Raw genomic sequence first — 13,335 nt, forward strand, 5'->3', positions numbered from 1 at the left:
ATGGCCAGCGAAGTCGATTTCCCAGTTGATAGTACTGCCGTCGGATTGACCTATTCTGAATATGTTCCCGGATTTGTGAAGTCGAATCCCGGACTATTGGACTATGTAGAGATCGCGTTCGAGCAGCTTTTGCACACGCCTGATGTGGGGAATTTGCGTGATGAAATTCCTATTGTACTTCATTGCGCTTCGCTATCGATTGCTGGAAATTCGCCGCCTCCACCAGCATTAGCTGCAAAGCTTGCTTATTGGGTTCAGAAAACAGGTACTCCTTGGCTTGGCGAACACCTCGCTTACGTCCGAAGCGATGGTCGCTATCGGGACATCGCTGAACATGACGCCGCAACGCAGGCAGCAGGTGCGCTAGAGGCCAATTTCGTATTGGACGGTACGCCGTTTAACGTAGGCTACACCGTAAGCCCACAGCTTAGCCCGCCGATCCTTGACAGAGTATTGAATGTAAGCGCGGCTTGGGAGAAACAACTTGGAACGCGGGTGCTCTTGGAGAATGGGCCAGTCTATTTCTCAATGCCTGGAAGCACGATGACGCAAGTCGAGTTCTTCAATGCTATGTGTGACCGAAGGCCGGAGGCGCGAATTCTATTAGACTTGTCCCACCTAGCAATTACCTGCGCAAATACTGCGATCGACCCGTTCGACACACTGGCAGCTTTTCCATTGGATCGCGTGGTCGAAGTTCATTTGTCGGGTGCACGCGAAGAAGGGGGAACCGTTTGGGACGATCATACTATGCCAGCTCCAAAACTGGTGTTTGAGCTTTTTGAGCATCTTATGCGTAAGGCTCGACCTCGAGCTGTGACATTGGAGTACAACTGGGATGCAAACTTCCCAGAAAATATCGTAATAAATGATGTCGCTCGTGCTCGAGAGATAATTGGAAATTATAGTCCGACAGCTGAACTGGCATGACTCCGGACGAAACGCAGAGCCTTGTTGCACGTTGTTTGACTGATCCAGATTTCCTTTCTCGCGCCCAAAACCTAGAAAAGAGGGGCTTGGGAGATAGCTTTCGCGAAGAATGGGACGCCGTTGAATTACTTGGAGCAGATGAGTTAGAGCGTATCCGGCGCTTCCGAGGGTTCATCACCAAGGTCAAACACAGTGCCATCCGTCGGCATATCCCTGCAACACTTGCTCTGATGGGTATTTTGGACGTCGAGCACTCCTTTTTTTGCGATATATCAGTGGATTATGTTACGGCTCGAGCAGATGGGCCATTAGAGCATCAACGGCATCTTGATCTGATCAGTTCGTGGCTAGATCGTTTTTTAGATATGCAACCTGAACATATAGCAATTCCTGTCGCCGAGACATTTGCCCACGAACAGTTATTGTTTAGCCTTGGCCAAAGAAATCCAACTGCAGTGTGCACATCAGATATGACTTGGCACGGCACTCTGACATTGGTGCCCAAGTCATTAGATGTGGTAGCGATTTGTAGTGATTTCGTGACGCGCACCCTAACGCGATCGAGTATGACAAAACGCGAACATGTCTTATGCTATTGGCACACTGGAGTAGATAAAGCTGTCTTAATTTTGGAGGTGGATCTACTTACCGCTGCTGTCTTCTCTTCGTTGAAGTCCGGCGGCTCCCTTGTCGAAGTTCAGGACACAATGGAACGATCCGGCCTGCCACAAGTCGAAACACTGATTATCAAAACGATCGCGGCTAAGGCAGCTGCCCGCGGTTTCGTGACTCTGCACGGAAACTGGCTCTTATGAAACTGTTGTTGGTTGATAATATTCTGTTCGAAGGAGGTATTGAAGCCCCACGATTTGATCCACAACCTCACCTAGGGTTGATGTCTCTGGTTGCGGTGGCGCATCAAACTGGATTTGACGCTTCCATTCTGAACCCGCGTCAATTGCTTCTGGACGGTGACTTGAGGTTAGACAGAGAGCTCTATGGCGCGATGGCGGAGGCGATTGCCCAGTCCGGTGTAGATGCAGTTGGATTCACGGCCTTAGGCTGCAACATTCACTGCGTTGTGCAGATAGCACAGGCTCTCAAGAAGCTAGATCCGGATTGCCCCGTACTTTTGGGCGGCCCACACGCCACAATACTTCATCGCGAACTCCTAGAAGCATTTTCGTGCTTTGACATAATTGCGCGACATGAGGCGGAACACAGTTTGCCGCTGGTCCTGAAAGCACTTGATGCCAACTTAGACCTTGGCGGCATTCCCGGCATCACCTTCCGCTCTGCTAACAACCAGATTGTTGAGAATGCTCCGGGTCATATCATCGAAGATCTAGATCTCTTGCCAGTACCTGACTATGATGCATATCCCTTAGAACGCTTTGGCCTAGAAGAAATTCGGGTCGAAGCAGGGAGAGGCTGCCCATTTTCCTGCACGTTTTGTTCAACTGCCACATTCTTTGGGCGTCAGTACCGCCTCAAGTCCCCGGAGCGGTTAGTTTCGGAAATGGACAAGCTATACGAGCAGCACGGATTTACCCAATTTAAGCTCAATCACGACCTATTTACTGTGAACCGAAAAATGGTGTTGGCATTTTGTGAGGCTGTTCGGACACGTCGGTACCAGTGGTCCTGCTCGGCACGAATGGACTGTGTCGACCCTACTCTACTGGAAGCAATGGCGAAAGCGGGCTGTAACGACATATACTTTGGTGTCGAGGCCGGTTCAGCGCGGATGCAGGAGATCACGAAAAAGCGACTCGACCTCAATCTAATTGCTCCAACTCTAGCCGAAACTAGCCGGCTGAAAATCAAGTCGACCACCTCATTTATCGCCGGGTATCCGCAAGAGGAACAAGCCGACCTCAATGCGACCTTGGATGCGGTCGGGGCCTCTCATCTTTGTGGTCATTCACTGAACCAGTCCCAACTGCATCTGCTAACACCAGAACCGGGAACCGAGTTGATGAACCTCTACGAGGATACCCTGGTTCTAGACCAACACGTGTCTGAATTTAACTTTCCAAGGCTTGCTCCGGATGATGACGCATTGCTGGCGCGATACCCTAAAATCTTCCCTAACCATCACCATTTCCAAACTCGTATATCACGCAAACAGCTGATCTTTGTAACCGACCTCTGGCCAATACTGTATGAGTTAGAACGTCCGATTTTGGCCAGGCTAATCTCTGCTCATAACGGGAGTTTGAGTTCGCTCGCAAACAACTTCTATGATTGGGCTTCCGACACCGACTTTTGTAGTCCAAGCCTCGATCACTTGGCAGCCTATATCGCGAACAGGTTCGGGGCCGCAGCTCCTGTGAGTTCGATTGCACGTTTTGAGGCCCTGAAAACTGCTCTCTTACGCCCCGAACCTTCGAGTGACGATGTCCTGCTTGACGAAAAGGGTTCCGCATTGAGATTGTCACCTGAAGCTCGCTTATTACCAGCTTGTCACGATGTTCCAGCTCTACTTACGGATTCTGTGGATGCGGCGGAGTTATCAAACTGGATACTTTTGCGCAAAGAGGGAAACGTCCGACTATATTCGGTTGGTGAGGAGACGCTAAGTCTGCTTGGGCTTTTTCAGAAACCGGCGTCTTATGAGGAGATCATTCTGAATTTCCTTGCGCAAGACGGTCCAGTGCCAGCGCCGGAAGATCTAGCTGCATTAGTTGATTTAGGTGCATTGGAGCGAGTTTCAGAAGTGCAAATTTCAGCATGAAAAGGATTGTGCCCGTAACACCAACTATGACTGCTATGATGGAAGGTTATTATGTCATTCACATTCTCGATTCCTTTCAGAAAGTTGGTCTGCTGCACCGGCTACGCGGTGGTGCAGGTCTTGAGCAGCTTTGCGAAGCGTTTGGCTACGACCCAAGTATTCTTGCTCCGCTACTTGAATATGTTGCCACTCGCTCTGCGGTCATCCGCAAGACTGTTGGTGGCTACATATTGGCGTCAGACAGTGCCGACACGAACTTTGCGCTGCATGTCTTAGATCAGTACGCAGGTGCGTATGGACCTTGTTTGCGAGCATTGCCAGCCATTTTGAGCGGCCAGCGGGATGGGGCTCAACTGGTCGATCTTTCGCGCCATGCTGCGGCTTTTGCACACGCCGACCGAGAGCAAGTCGACCCAGACATACTACGATTACTCGGCGAGATGGGGATCTCAAACTTGTTGGACATTGGGTGCAGCACTGGCGGGCTCACTATCGAATACGGTTTGCGCTATCCTGAGGCCCATTGCATTGGGCTGGATGCTAGTGAATCGTAAGCGGTGTTTTGACCCGACCTTCCCCTTGAGTTTTTGATCTGCGATTCCGGCCCTTGTATTTCTACGAGGGAGTTTCTCCATGGAGATATCCGATGAGTTTCTCACGAACGACGAGCCGGATCGTCGGAGATGTCCGCGTTGGCCGCGCGATGTGAAGGCGCGGATCGTGGCTGAGACATTGGTTGATGGCGCGACGGTCAATGGGGTTGCAAGGCGTTATGGCTTGCGTCCGAACCATTTGTCGGAGTGGCGCAGGCAGGCCCGTGAGGGCAAGTTGGTTTTGCCGAACCTGGATGAGGTCGTGTTTGCGCCTTTGGCCATTGCGGAACCTCAGGTATCGCGACCGATGCCCTCGGAAGCGCCATCAGCATTGGAGACGATTGATCTGATCAAAGGCGATGTGACTGTTCGCGTGTCTGCAACGACCTCTGTGCAGCGGATTGCCGAACTGGCGGCCGCGCTGTGATCCATCCATCCCATGGGGTGAAGATCTTTGTGGCAACGAAGCCAGTGGACTTCCGCAAAGGTCATGATGGTTTGGCGGCACTGGTGCAGAGCCACTTGAAGATGAAGCCCTTTGATAGCGCGGTTTATGTGTTCCGCGCCAAGCGGGCAGATCGGCTCAAGATGATCTGGTGGGATGGGACTGGGCTGGTGATGGCTTACAAGCGGCTTGAGCAGAACCAGTTCAAATGGCCTGCCATCAAGGACGGCGTTCTGCGCCTCGACCCTGCGCAATTTGAGGCGCTGTTTGCCGGTCTGGATTGGAGACGGGTGACATCTCTGGAGGTGCCGTCTCCCGCTGCGGCAGAGTGACTCGGGGGGTGTTTTGGACGGGCGGTTATCGCCCTGTTTTGATAGGTCTGCGCCATGACTGCGCCGGACCAATTGCCTGACGATATCGATGCCCTGAAGGCAATGATTATTGCTTCTGAAGAGCGCAATGCGCGCAAAGATGTGCGGATCGAACGGCTGGAAAAGCTGCTAACAGACTTCAAGCGCGCCCTGTTCGGGGCAAAGTCTGAGAAGGCGCATCCCGACCAGTATCATCTGGCGCTGGAAGATATCGAGACGGCAATGGCTGCGGTGCATGCCGAAGACGAAGCGGTCGATCCGCCAAAGGCCAAAACCGCCAAGCGCAAGCCGCGCGGTGCTTTGCCCAAACATCTGCCACGCGTTGAAGAGGTCATCGAACCAGATAGCAGGGCATGTGCCTGCGGCCATGAACGCCATATCATCAGCGAGGATGTGAGTGAGCGGCTGGATATTGTCCCCGCACAGTTCCGCGTGATCGTCACCCGACGCCCGCGCTATGCCTGCCGCAAATGCGAAGGCAGCTTTGTGCAAGCACCAGCTGTGCCGCGGCTGATTGAGGGTGGTATGCCGACGGAAGCTACAGTGGCAACGGTTTTGGTCTCAAAGTTCGCCGACCATCAGCCATTGTTCCGCCAGTCCCAAATCTATGCCCGCCAAGGCGTCGAGATTGAGCGGTCTACTTTGGCTTCATGGGTCGGCAAGGCCGCGCATGAACTGGTGCCGGTCTATGACGCGCTGCTCAGGCACCTGAAGACATCAACGAAGCTCTTCATGGATGAGACCCCGGCACCGGTGCTCGATCCTGGCAGGGGCAAAGTGAAGAAGGGTTACTTTTGGGCGCTCGCCCGTGATGATCGGGCCTGGGACGGGCCAGAACCGCCAGGCGTTGCGTTTACCTATGCACCGGGACGATCCGGCAAATACGCATCCCAAATCTTGCAGGGCTTTAGCGGCATCCTGCAGGTGGACGGCTATGCCGGATACAACCGCGTGCTCGATCCTCGGGACAATGAACCGATTGCGCTGGCCTACTGCTGGGCGCATGCCCGTCGGAAGCTCTATGAACTCACCGAGAACAACGTCGCGCCCATCGCCGAGGCGGGCCTCAAGCAGATCGCGGCGCTTTATCGGATAGAGAGCAAAGCCCGCGGGCTGACAGCCGAAGAACGCCTTGCCATGCGACAAAACCGTTCAGCGCCAAAGGTTGCAGCCTTCAAAGAATGGCTGGACGCCGCACGGATGCAGGTTTCGTCCAAGTCCCCAACCGGTGAGGCCCTGAAGTATATTGCCAAATACTGGGACGGCTTGATCCTGTTCCTCACCGATGGCCGCATCGAGATGGACAGCAACGCCGTCGAGCGCACCATCCGCCCGATCGCCCTACAGCGCAAAAATGCGCTCTTCGCAGGTCATGACGCAGGGGCGCAGAATTGGGCTGTCATCGCGTCGCTGATTGAAACCTGCAAATTGAACAAGATCGAGCCGCACAGCTACCTGAACGGTGTCCTCTCAGCTATCGTCAACAGTGAATCTGCCGTTGTCTTGGCAAACCAGCGGATTGCCAAAGCGGGGCTCTCAAATCGGGTCCAGGCTCACACCGGAGATATCCGTAATGTAGGTGAGATAATTGGTCTTGAGCGACGTGAAGCTGTACAGTGCTTAGTCGCATCAAATGTTATGAATGCTTTTTTTGGATACGCCACCGGCCCTGGCATTGACGCCGTTTTTGATGTGCTCAAACGCGCTTTTCCGAACCGATTCATGCTTTTGGGTGACTATTTCAGTAATCTGAAACAGCCAAATGAAAGCGCGGCGGAACTTACGCGAGGCCTTTTTCATGATGTAGCGCAGGTTGTATCCGGTCAGGGCATCCCGCCCGAAAATCTTGATGGCTGGGAGCATATACTGGAGCGCAACGGCTGCACTTTGGTCAAGGCCTTTGAGGGCAAGGGAGGCGAAGTCAATCGTTTTATCCTACTCTTGCAGATTTAGGTAGTGGGATGGAACGGGGCCTTTCTAGCAAGTCAACTTTTTTCAGCCATCACCCGACATGTCGGCTGGCGGTGGTGAAGATTGCTAGTCGCTGCAATTTGAACTGCACCTATTGTTATATGTATAACCTTGGCGATCAAACAGCGCTGCAGCAGCCCAAGGTCATGTCCATCGCCGTAATTGAAGCATCAGTGGCTCGTTGCATGACCCATGCAGCCACGCGGGGGCTCGAAAGTTTTCGGTTCGTCTTTCATGGCGGCGAGCCGTTGATGGCTGGACGCGAGACGTTTCATACTTTGATCGCGTCTGCATCCCGTTGGCAAGATCAGTTAGGAGTAATTCCTGAGTTTTCCGTACAAACCAATGCGACTTTGTTGAACGATGCTTGGTGCACAGCGTTGGCAGATTGGGGAGTATCTGTTGGTGTTAGCCTCGACGGCCCGAAGTCGGTTAACGATCGTCATCGTATCACTCACAAAAATGAAGGATCGTACGATAAAACAATAACTGGCTGGAACCGTGCAAAGGTGCATGGGCTTAGGCCTGGTGTTTTGACCGTAATTGATCCCAGTACATCCGCCGACGAAGCTTATCATCACCTTCGAGCATTGGGGCCAGAGAGTGTTGATTTTTTACTACCTGACGCCAATTACATGCGCCCTCCGTCGTATAAAACCGATGGCACACCATATGCGGATTGGTTGCTGAGAGTTTTTGAACTATGGAATTGTGAGCCTATACGACCATTTCGAGTTCGTACTTTTGAACAAATCATGTCGACTACACTGGGCATTGCATATGCCACTGACGCGCTTGGCGAAGGGGAAAATGAAATCGTTGTCATAGAAACTGATGGCGAAATAGGGCCGGTCGATACCCTAAGAGCGGCCGTGCCAGGTGTCAGTCGTACAGGCTTTAACGTACTTCGAAACTCCGTGGACGAAGCCTTAGACCACCCAATTCTTTCAAAATACCATGGAGCTAACCAATCGCTCTGTGAAACATGCACAACCTGTCCAATTAGCCGCATATGCGGTGGAGGTTACCTGTCCCATCGTTACAGTCCTGAACGGATTTTTGATAATCCATCAGTTTATTGTCGTGACCTGACTAAGTTAATTGCAGAAATTAGGCAGTCGGTAATAATGACGCTCCCTAAAAACGTGTTGAAAGAAGCTAACCTACGACCATGGTCTTCAGCCGATATTGAAGCAGCGCGAGCTGTAGTAAAAAAGTAGTTTATGAACTGTCTACATGGTTCTTGCCGATATCGGTCCAACAATTTCTACCAAATTGGAGAATCGACGCGTAAGCGGCCTATTTTGACCAGAAGGGATGTCCGGTCTGGGGAAATGCGCCGCATCGCAGAGATCGCTACGCTGCGAGCGCGAGCAAATGCAGCGTCAGCGATTGCCGCAACGCGGTGAATGTTGGCGTCGATGTTTGGGGCTAAGCTTGCTGATCTGCACGTTTGGTTGGCTTTCAACTTCAATTTGCGACTGAAATCGAGATGACTCTTCGCCTTCGGTTGGACTTAACTTCAAAGTCAAATCGCGAAGGGCTTTGTGAATTTCTTGTGCTAGTATGCTTATCCAGCTTCCGCTCTCAAGGCGATGACGGAGCTGCGTTTTGATCAAATCGGTTCGTTCTTTGGAGAACGGCATGTTCGTAAATCTTCTCTTGTAAATTAGTGCTTGAAGCAGTTGTCTCGATGCCAGGTCAAGAATTCGACCCGTGGTCTTTCAGACGGTCGATCCGGCACCAATAGCTTACCCGAACTGTTGATCATGGATTTCACAGCATCAGGGTCGTTAGCTTGCCTCGAGATCAGGATCGCTAGATTATCCGATAGCCCAACCAGCCCCCTGTCGAACATCCAGTGTGCCGTGCCAGACAGTGCCATCCCGTTACTGACGATGTCGGGGCCATCATGTTCCACTGGTCTGATGTGCGCGGCTTCGACCTCCGCACGGCCACCACCGTTGATCAACCGCAATCCAGTGATGGCGCATCGTTCGCCGTATGCACGGAGCACGTTCTTTCGAAAGTTCCTGTCGCGGACAGTTCTATTCGTCAACTGATTGACGCGGTCCCGTGCAGACGGAAATTGAAAAGGTGTCTGATCTTCTTTGAAGCCATCAGCGGCACCGGCCTGACCGATCCGAGGGAGAATGTCGTCGCCAGTTCCAAGTCCACGTTCAACAATCCGGGCAAAGTCTGTCGATGAAAGTGGTCGCACAGCCGCTTGGGCGCGCCCTGATATCTTGCCTAGGTCATTGAGAAGACCTTGCTCGACCAAATCATCAGCATCACGAAACGGGACAGGGTCGCCGAAGTCGAGATATGTCCCCGGTTCGATAACCGCCAAGTGCATGTCCGAATTTCTAGGATCTGGGATCACGTCCTGAACTTTGGCCACGGCGAAGTAGCCCTTAGTGTTTTTGACCTTGCTCGGTTCGAGATAGACAATCCAATCGCCCTCACACTGCTGAACGCGTGTCAGGTACTGCTTTGGGAACTGATATCGCTCCGACGGCACGTCGTCGTAGATAGAATCTGTACGATGGATGAAAACGCCAAATGCCATGATTTCGAACATGACTGGAAAGGTCGAAACTGCCAACCCGCCAATCCATCCGGCAGACAGCGAAGAAAGAGATTCAGAATTAAAGATCGCATCAAAACGGAAACAAGTTGCCCTTTTTATGCAATATGTTTCCATGCGTCATGTGCTTGGAGGGATCGACGCGACAACCGAGCGCCGCCTTAAGATGTGAGACTTGGACGTCTGTCACTGCGGTTGTGTGAATTGACAAAGCAGCAGTTGTCGAAGGCTGCGAAGTTCCGATCTACGACGGCATCAACAGAGTATAGGCTTCAACGCGCATCGCTAATGCAAGTCTGGCGATGTTATCAACAGAAATGTTCTGTTCCGAGCGCTCGACGGCACTGAGATAGGTCCGGTTTAGACCAGCCTCATGGGCAAGACGTTCTTGCGACCACCCTTTCTCGGCTCGATATAGCCGAAGGTTCCGTGCAAGCACATCTCTCAGTTCACTTTTTGGCGTACGTTTCACAAACGCTAAAGTGCCGCTTGTCGGTTTTAACTCTACCTGTTTTAAGATACATTGTGCCTATGAAGCCTCGAGTCATCATATTCCTTGCGCCCACGGGAGACGCTAGCGCGACCGCCGCAATCGTGGCTTTGACGTCCACATTCATTGAAAGGGCAGGCTTAGCGAATGGCGACCGCGCTCTGACCCTTAAGTGTGCGACATGAAAATGGAACTGAACCTCCACACCGTCTCTTGTATCGGTTTTAAGGGTGGGGTCGGCCGAACCACCACTGCGGCCGCGCTTGCATTTGGACTGGCATCAATCGGCCAGCGCGTTGCTCTCATTGATGCAGGATATGCCGTCCCACTTGAGGAACAACTCGTTTCGACAGGAGGCGGTCTTGGTGCCGTGCCAGATCAGAGCATTCTTGGTCGATGGGCAGAGACAGTGCAGGAAGGATCATTTCGCGACGGGGACATTCAATACATTCGCGCAACAACCGCTGGCTACCTTAAAGCTGTGCTCGATCAGCTATGGCGGGAGAATTGGACGTACGTGGTCATCGACACCCCGGCTCATCAGACGGCGTCGGTTTTCGAGGCGGCAGGCAGATCCTCACTTCTGATACTTCCAGCGCGCAACGTCTCCGACGCTAATGAGATCCAGGACCGCCTGCCAGAAGAATTCTTATTCCGACGGGACAACCTCAGATGCTTGGTCTCAGGGTCGGAGCAGCCACAGAATGTCCGAGCCGCTTTCTCGCGGTTGCCAATAATGGCAACAGATCTGCCCTTAGACCCAAGCTTTACAGGTTTCATTCCACATCAAAACCACAGCAAAGATCAAGGTGTATCGGAAGGCAGCTGGCAGCGTTGGTGCATTCAACTCGCAAACGAAGTTATAGAGTTGATATCTGAACGTGAGAGCATGGCATCATGACCGCTGCACGGGCGTCATTCGTTGTCGTTCGGGGCGTCGTATCGGCATACAAAGAGCAAATGCATTCTGTCCGCGTAGATCGACAAACTGGCTATGGACGGATCAATACGACGCCCGAACTATGGCTACGCGACAAAGACGGCAAGGAGTACCGATATCAAGGCGTTATGTTCGAGGCCGCGCAACCGGGACATGACGTTGCTGTCATTGCCAACCGAGCCTCTGGCAAGCCCGTCGCCTTCGCCAACTTCACGACCGGTGTTGTCCAAGACGGCGACGAGATGACTGTAAGCACGTCCATTAGCTCAACTCTGGTAAGCACCTTTGGATTCAGCGTCCTTTTTGCTCTGCCGGGTCTGATCCCTTGGTTATTGATCACAGAGACAATCGGTCTGGGTGACAAGGCCTTCACCACCAGTGGCATCCAGCTCTACATCCTCGTGCTCGCGGTCAGTGTCTATGCCGGTTTGCAAGTCTGGTCTAGACATTACCGTGAACGCACTGCGACCACGCGCGCGGAAATCGACCGCATGCTATCTCAACTGCAGACGACCGAAAGCTGATGACTGAGCAAAACGCCAAACCACTTGAGGAACTGACAATGGATGAACTCGATGTCATCTTAGCTAAGGCTTCCTCAAAGGTAGTCTCCAAGTCTTTTGCCGAGGGCGTTCCCATCATCTACGGCGATGCGGAGAAGACGTATCGTGAGTGGCCTGATGGCCGCATTGAAGTCATCCATGTGCATTCAAGACCATAGGCGAAGCCATGACCATCTGGTACACTGCCGACACGCATTTCGGCCACGAAAACATTATCAAGCACTGCAAACGCCCCTTTGAATCGGCGGCGCAGATGGATGCCGTCTTGATTGAAAACCTCCGCGTGCGAGTTAGGCCGCAGGATACGCTATGGTTCGTTGGCGACTTTGCGTTTGGACCTAAGGCGAAAGATAGCAAATGGCTTACAAACCTGTTTGCGCGTTTACCAGGCAAGGAGAAGCATCTGGTTGTCGGCAATCATGACGGGTCAGCCACGCAACAGCTTCCCTGGACCAGCGTCTCACAGATGGCAGAAGTAGCCGATGGCGATGGACCTCGTTCCGTACTCAACCACTATCCGATGATCACTTGGCACCGGGCGCGCAAAGGCGCGCTGCATCTCTTTGGCCATGTGCATGACCAGTGGACAGGCAGTAAGAATGCGGTGAACGTTGGCGTCGATGTCTGGGGCTACGTGCCAGTCACAATCCGCGACGTCGCACAGCGCGCGAAGACATTGCCGGCAAACAAGCATTGGCAGGACGTTGAGCATAACGCGGAGCTTTAAGATGGCACGATCCTATCGCAAGACGCCGATCACCGGCATGACGACAGCCAAGAGTGACAAGCGCTTCAAAAAAGCTGAGCACCGCCGTGAACGGCGCAAGCTCAAGGTAACGGATCTGACGGATGACACGCCCCCAGACCCAAAGAGCTTCGGCAACCCATGGGCCGGTGAAAAGGATGGGAAGCAGTGGATCGACCCCACAAAGTCCCCGAAGCTGATGCGAAAGTAGTTCTAGGTAGTAGATTAGTCTGCCTTGAGTTCGAATGCGGTCAGCGATCATTGACTGCAACTAAGATCAACTCGCAAATGCGGACGATGCTGCCCTTCATTCTTGGAATATGATAGTCTGCTATATGTTTCCCATTGCTATGACCATTTCAGGTTAGGGTGTCACCTATTCAGCCAATCTAGAGCTTACTTAGTCGACCAGCGCGAGCACATCAGAATTCATGGTTGTGGATTTCATTTTCTAACTTTTGTCGCCGACCTCAGTCTAATCCCAGACCTAGATTTGACGCAAGTCCATGTAATTAATGTATTTTTTGACTTGACCCGCCCTTTTTCCTCTAGCCAGCGAGTCACGATTATGCGATTCTCTCCTCAGTTTGGACGGGAATGACGATGCCTTTAGTCTACAATTCTGCTGAGCGGCGTGGCTTACACTCAACGAACCCGTTGGTTCGACATCAAGAAATTCGTGAGGCATTGAAGCTGCGCGGATACACTATGTCGGATATCGCGCGCGAGTTGGGCATATCGCCAGCTTCTGTAACTACCGTCAGCCAAGGGTACAGACGAAGCGCGCGGGTTGAAGAGCATATAGCTCAGCTGCTTGATACCACCGCCGCTGGTCTCTTTCCCGAACGTTACGAGAAGGAGGGCCAACCATGATTTAGTCTACAGCAAGTCAGAAAAAGAAAAGGCCTTAGAGCGCCAACTCTAAGGACCTAGGAGGGCAAGGAGCCCCTGTTCTTATCTCCT

The 13,335-nt window shown here is 52.5% G+C and carries 15 protein-coding genes and 1 pseudogene; 14 read left to right on the plus strand and 2 right to left on the minus strand.

From position 1 onward, the window contains the following. The 8 genes and pseudogenes from Q0908_RS05805 to Q0908_RS05840 all read left to right on the plus strand — a co-directional run bounded on the left by Q0908_RS05805 (position 1) and on the right by Q0908_RS05840 (position 8,267). A complete protein-coding gene (locus tag Q0908_RS05805; protein ID WP_299281768.1) occupies positions 1-930 on the plus strand; it encodes a DUF692 family multinuclear iron-containing protein in 930 nt (309 codons plus the stop codon). After that, on the plus strand, positions 927-1,745 hold the full coding sequence (locus tag Q0908_RS05810; protein WP_299281770.1) for a hypothetical protein: 819 nt from the start codon (positions 927-929) through the stop codon (positions 1,743-1,745). Before Q0908_RS05805 ends, Q0908_RS05810 begins: the two co-directional genes overlap by 4 nt. Further along, positions 1,742-3,667, plus strand: a complete 1,926-nt coding sequence (locus tag Q0908_RS05815) for a radical SAM protein (RefSeq protein WP_299281772.1) — start codon at positions 1,742-1,744, stop codon at positions 3,665-3,667. The genes Q0908_RS05810 and Q0908_RS05815 overlap by 4 nt, the downstream gene beginning before the upstream one ends. Before the next feature lie 38 nt (positions 3,668-3,705). Then, positions 3,706-4,221, plus strand: coding sequence for a class I SAM-dependent methyltransferase (locus tag Q0908_RS05820; RefSeq protein ID WP_299281773.1), 516 nt, complete (start codon positions 3,706-3,708; stop codon positions 4,219-4,221). Between the two features lie 79 nt (positions 4,222-4,300). Beyond that, entirely contained in the window at positions 4,301-4,687 is a 387-nt protein-coding gene (locus Q0908_RS05825; protein ID WP_299281774.1) for a transposase, read from the plus strand. Between the two features lie 29 nt (positions 4,688-4,716). Then, positions 4,717-5,037 carry an IS66 family insertion sequence element accessory protein TnpB gene (gene tnpB / locus Q0908_RS05830; protein ID WP_299281775.1) on the plus strand — a complete coding sequence of 107 codons (321 nt, stop codon included), beginning with the start codon at positions 4,717-4,719 and terminating at the stop codon, positions 5,035-5,037. 54 nt (positions 5,038-5,091) lie between these two features. After that, positions 5,092-6,561: pseudogene (locus tag Q0908_RS05835) on the plus strand (IS66 family transposase); the annotation flags it as partial. Between the two features lie 476 nt (positions 6,562-7,037). Beyond that, complete coding sequence (locus Q0908_RS05840) at positions 7,038-8,267, plus strand: radical SAM protein (RefSeq protein ID WP_299281777.1); 1,230 nt, start codon at positions 7,038-7,040, stop codon at positions 8,265-8,267. Positions 8,268-8,716: 449 nt separating this feature from the next. Here Q0908_RS05840 and Q0908_RS05845 read toward each other — a convergent pair whose 3' ends face one another. Further along, the gene (locus tag Q0908_RS05845) at positions 8,717-9,751 is read right to left on the minus strand and encodes an HNH endonuclease (protein ID WP_299281779.1); all 1,035 of its coding nucleotides are present in this window, start codon (positions 9,749-9,751) and stop codon (positions 8,717-8,719) included. A gap of 127 nt (positions 9,752-9,878) precedes the next feature. Next, a complete protein-coding gene (locus Q0908_RS05850) occupies positions 9,879-10,106 on the minus strand; it encodes a helix-turn-helix transcriptional regulator (RefSeq protein WP_366868771.1) in 228 nt (75 codons plus the stop codon). Positions 10,107-10,305: 199 nt separating this feature from the next. On the opposite strand from Q0908_RS05850, the gene Q0908_RS05855 reads away from it, so the two are divergent. The 6 genes from Q0908_RS05855 (at position 10,306) to Q0908_RS20375 (ending at position 13,245) form a co-directional block, all read left to right on the plus strand. Next, positions 10,306-11,025, plus strand: a complete 720-nt coding sequence (locus tag Q0908_RS05855; RefSeq protein ID WP_299281804.1) for an AAA family ATPase — start codon at positions 10,306-10,308, stop codon at positions 11,023-11,025. Further along, positions 11,022-11,588 (plus strand): hypothetical protein, encoded by a 567-nt coding sequence (locus Q0908_RS05860; protein WP_299281806.1) that lies wholly within the window; start codon positions 11,022-11,024, stop codon positions 11,586-11,588. The genes Q0908_RS05855 and Q0908_RS05860 overlap by 4 nt, the downstream gene beginning before the upstream one ends. Beyond that, positions 11,588-11,785: a hypothetical protein gene (locus Q0908_RS05865; protein WP_299281808.1), complete on the plus strand. Its 198-nt coding sequence runs from the start codon at positions 11,588-11,590 to the stop codon at positions 11,783-11,785. The genes Q0908_RS05860 and Q0908_RS05865 overlap by 1 nt, the downstream gene beginning before the upstream one ends. Positions 11,786-11,793: 8 nt before the next feature. Continuing rightward, complete coding sequence (locus Q0908_RS05870) at positions 11,794-12,354, plus strand: metallophosphoesterase (RefSeq protein WP_299281810.1); 561 nt, start codon at positions 11,794-11,796, stop codon at positions 12,352-12,354. 1 nt (position 12,355) lies between these two features. Further along, positions 12,356-12,583 (plus strand): hypothetical protein, encoded by a 228-nt coding sequence (locus Q0908_RS05875; RefSeq protein WP_299281811.1) that lies wholly within the window; start codon positions 12,356-12,358, stop codon positions 12,581-12,583. 392 nt (positions 12,584-12,975) lie between these two features. Then, the gene (locus Q0908_RS20375; protein ID WP_366868774.1) at positions 12,976-13,245 is read left to right on the plus strand and encodes a helix-turn-helix domain-containing protein; all 270 of its coding nucleotides are present in this window, start codon (positions 12,976-12,978) and stop codon (positions 13,243-13,245) included. Positions 13,246-13,335 lie beyond the last annotated feature (90 nt).

This window comes from uncultured Tateyamaria sp., from assembly GCF_947494755.1.
Classification (GTDB): domain Bacteria; phylum Pseudomonadota; class Alphaproteobacteria; order Rhodobacterales; family Rhodobacteraceae; genus Tateyamaria.

Excerpts from the sequence above, each read along its gene's own strand:
- Q0908_RS05805 (WP_299281768.1), top strand. The coding sequence starts at position 1 with ATGGCCAGCGAAGTCGATTTCCCAGTTGATAGTACTGCCGTCGGATTG.
- Q0908_RS05810 (WP_299281770.1), top strand. The coding sequence starts at position 927 with ATGACTCCGGACGAAACGCAGAGCCTTGTTGCACGTTGTTTGACTGAT.
- Q0908_RS05815 (WP_299281772.1), top strand. The coding sequence starts at position 1,742 with ATGAAACTGTTGTTGGTTGATAATATTCTGTTCGAAGGAGGTATTGAA.
- Q0908_RS05820 (WP_299281773.1), top strand. The coding sequence starts at position 3,706 with ATGGAAGGTTATTATGTCATTCACATTCTCGATTCCTTTCAGAAAGTT.
- Q0908_RS05825 (WP_299281774.1), top strand. The coding sequence starts at position 4,301 with ATGGAGATATCCGATGAGTTTCTCACGAACGACGAGCCGGATCGTCGG.
- Q0908_RS05840 (WP_299281777.1), top strand. The coding sequence starts at position 7,038 with ATGGAACGGGGCCTTTCTAGCAAGTCAACTTTTTTCAGCCATCACCCG.
- Q0908_RS05845 (WP_299281779.1), bottom strand. The coding sequence starts at position 9,751 with ATGGAAACATATTGCATAAAAAGGGCAACTTGTTTCCGTTTTGATGCG.
- Q0908_RS05855 (WP_299281804.1), top strand. The coding sequence starts at position 10,306 with ATGAAAATGGAACTGAACCTCCACACCGTCTCTTGTATCGGTTTTAAG.
- Q0908_RS05860 (WP_299281806.1), top strand. The coding sequence starts at position 11,022 with ATGACCGCTGCACGGGCGTCATTCGTTGTCGTTCGGGGCGTCGTATCG.
- Q0908_RS05865 (WP_299281808.1), top strand. The coding sequence starts at position 11,588 with ATGACTGAGCAAAACGCCAAACCACTTGAGGAACTGACAATGGATGAA.
- Q0908_RS05870 (WP_299281810.1), top strand. The coding sequence starts at position 11,794 with ATGACCATCTGGTACACTGCCGACACGCATTTCGGCCACGAAAACATT.
- Q0908_RS05875 (WP_299281811.1), top strand. The coding sequence starts at position 12,356 with ATGGCACGATCCTATCGCAAGACGCCGATCACCGGCATGACGACAGCC.
- Q0908_RS20375 (WP_366868774.1), top strand. The coding sequence starts at position 12,976 with ATGCCTTTAGTCTACAATTCTGCTGAGCGGCGTGGCTTACACTCAACG.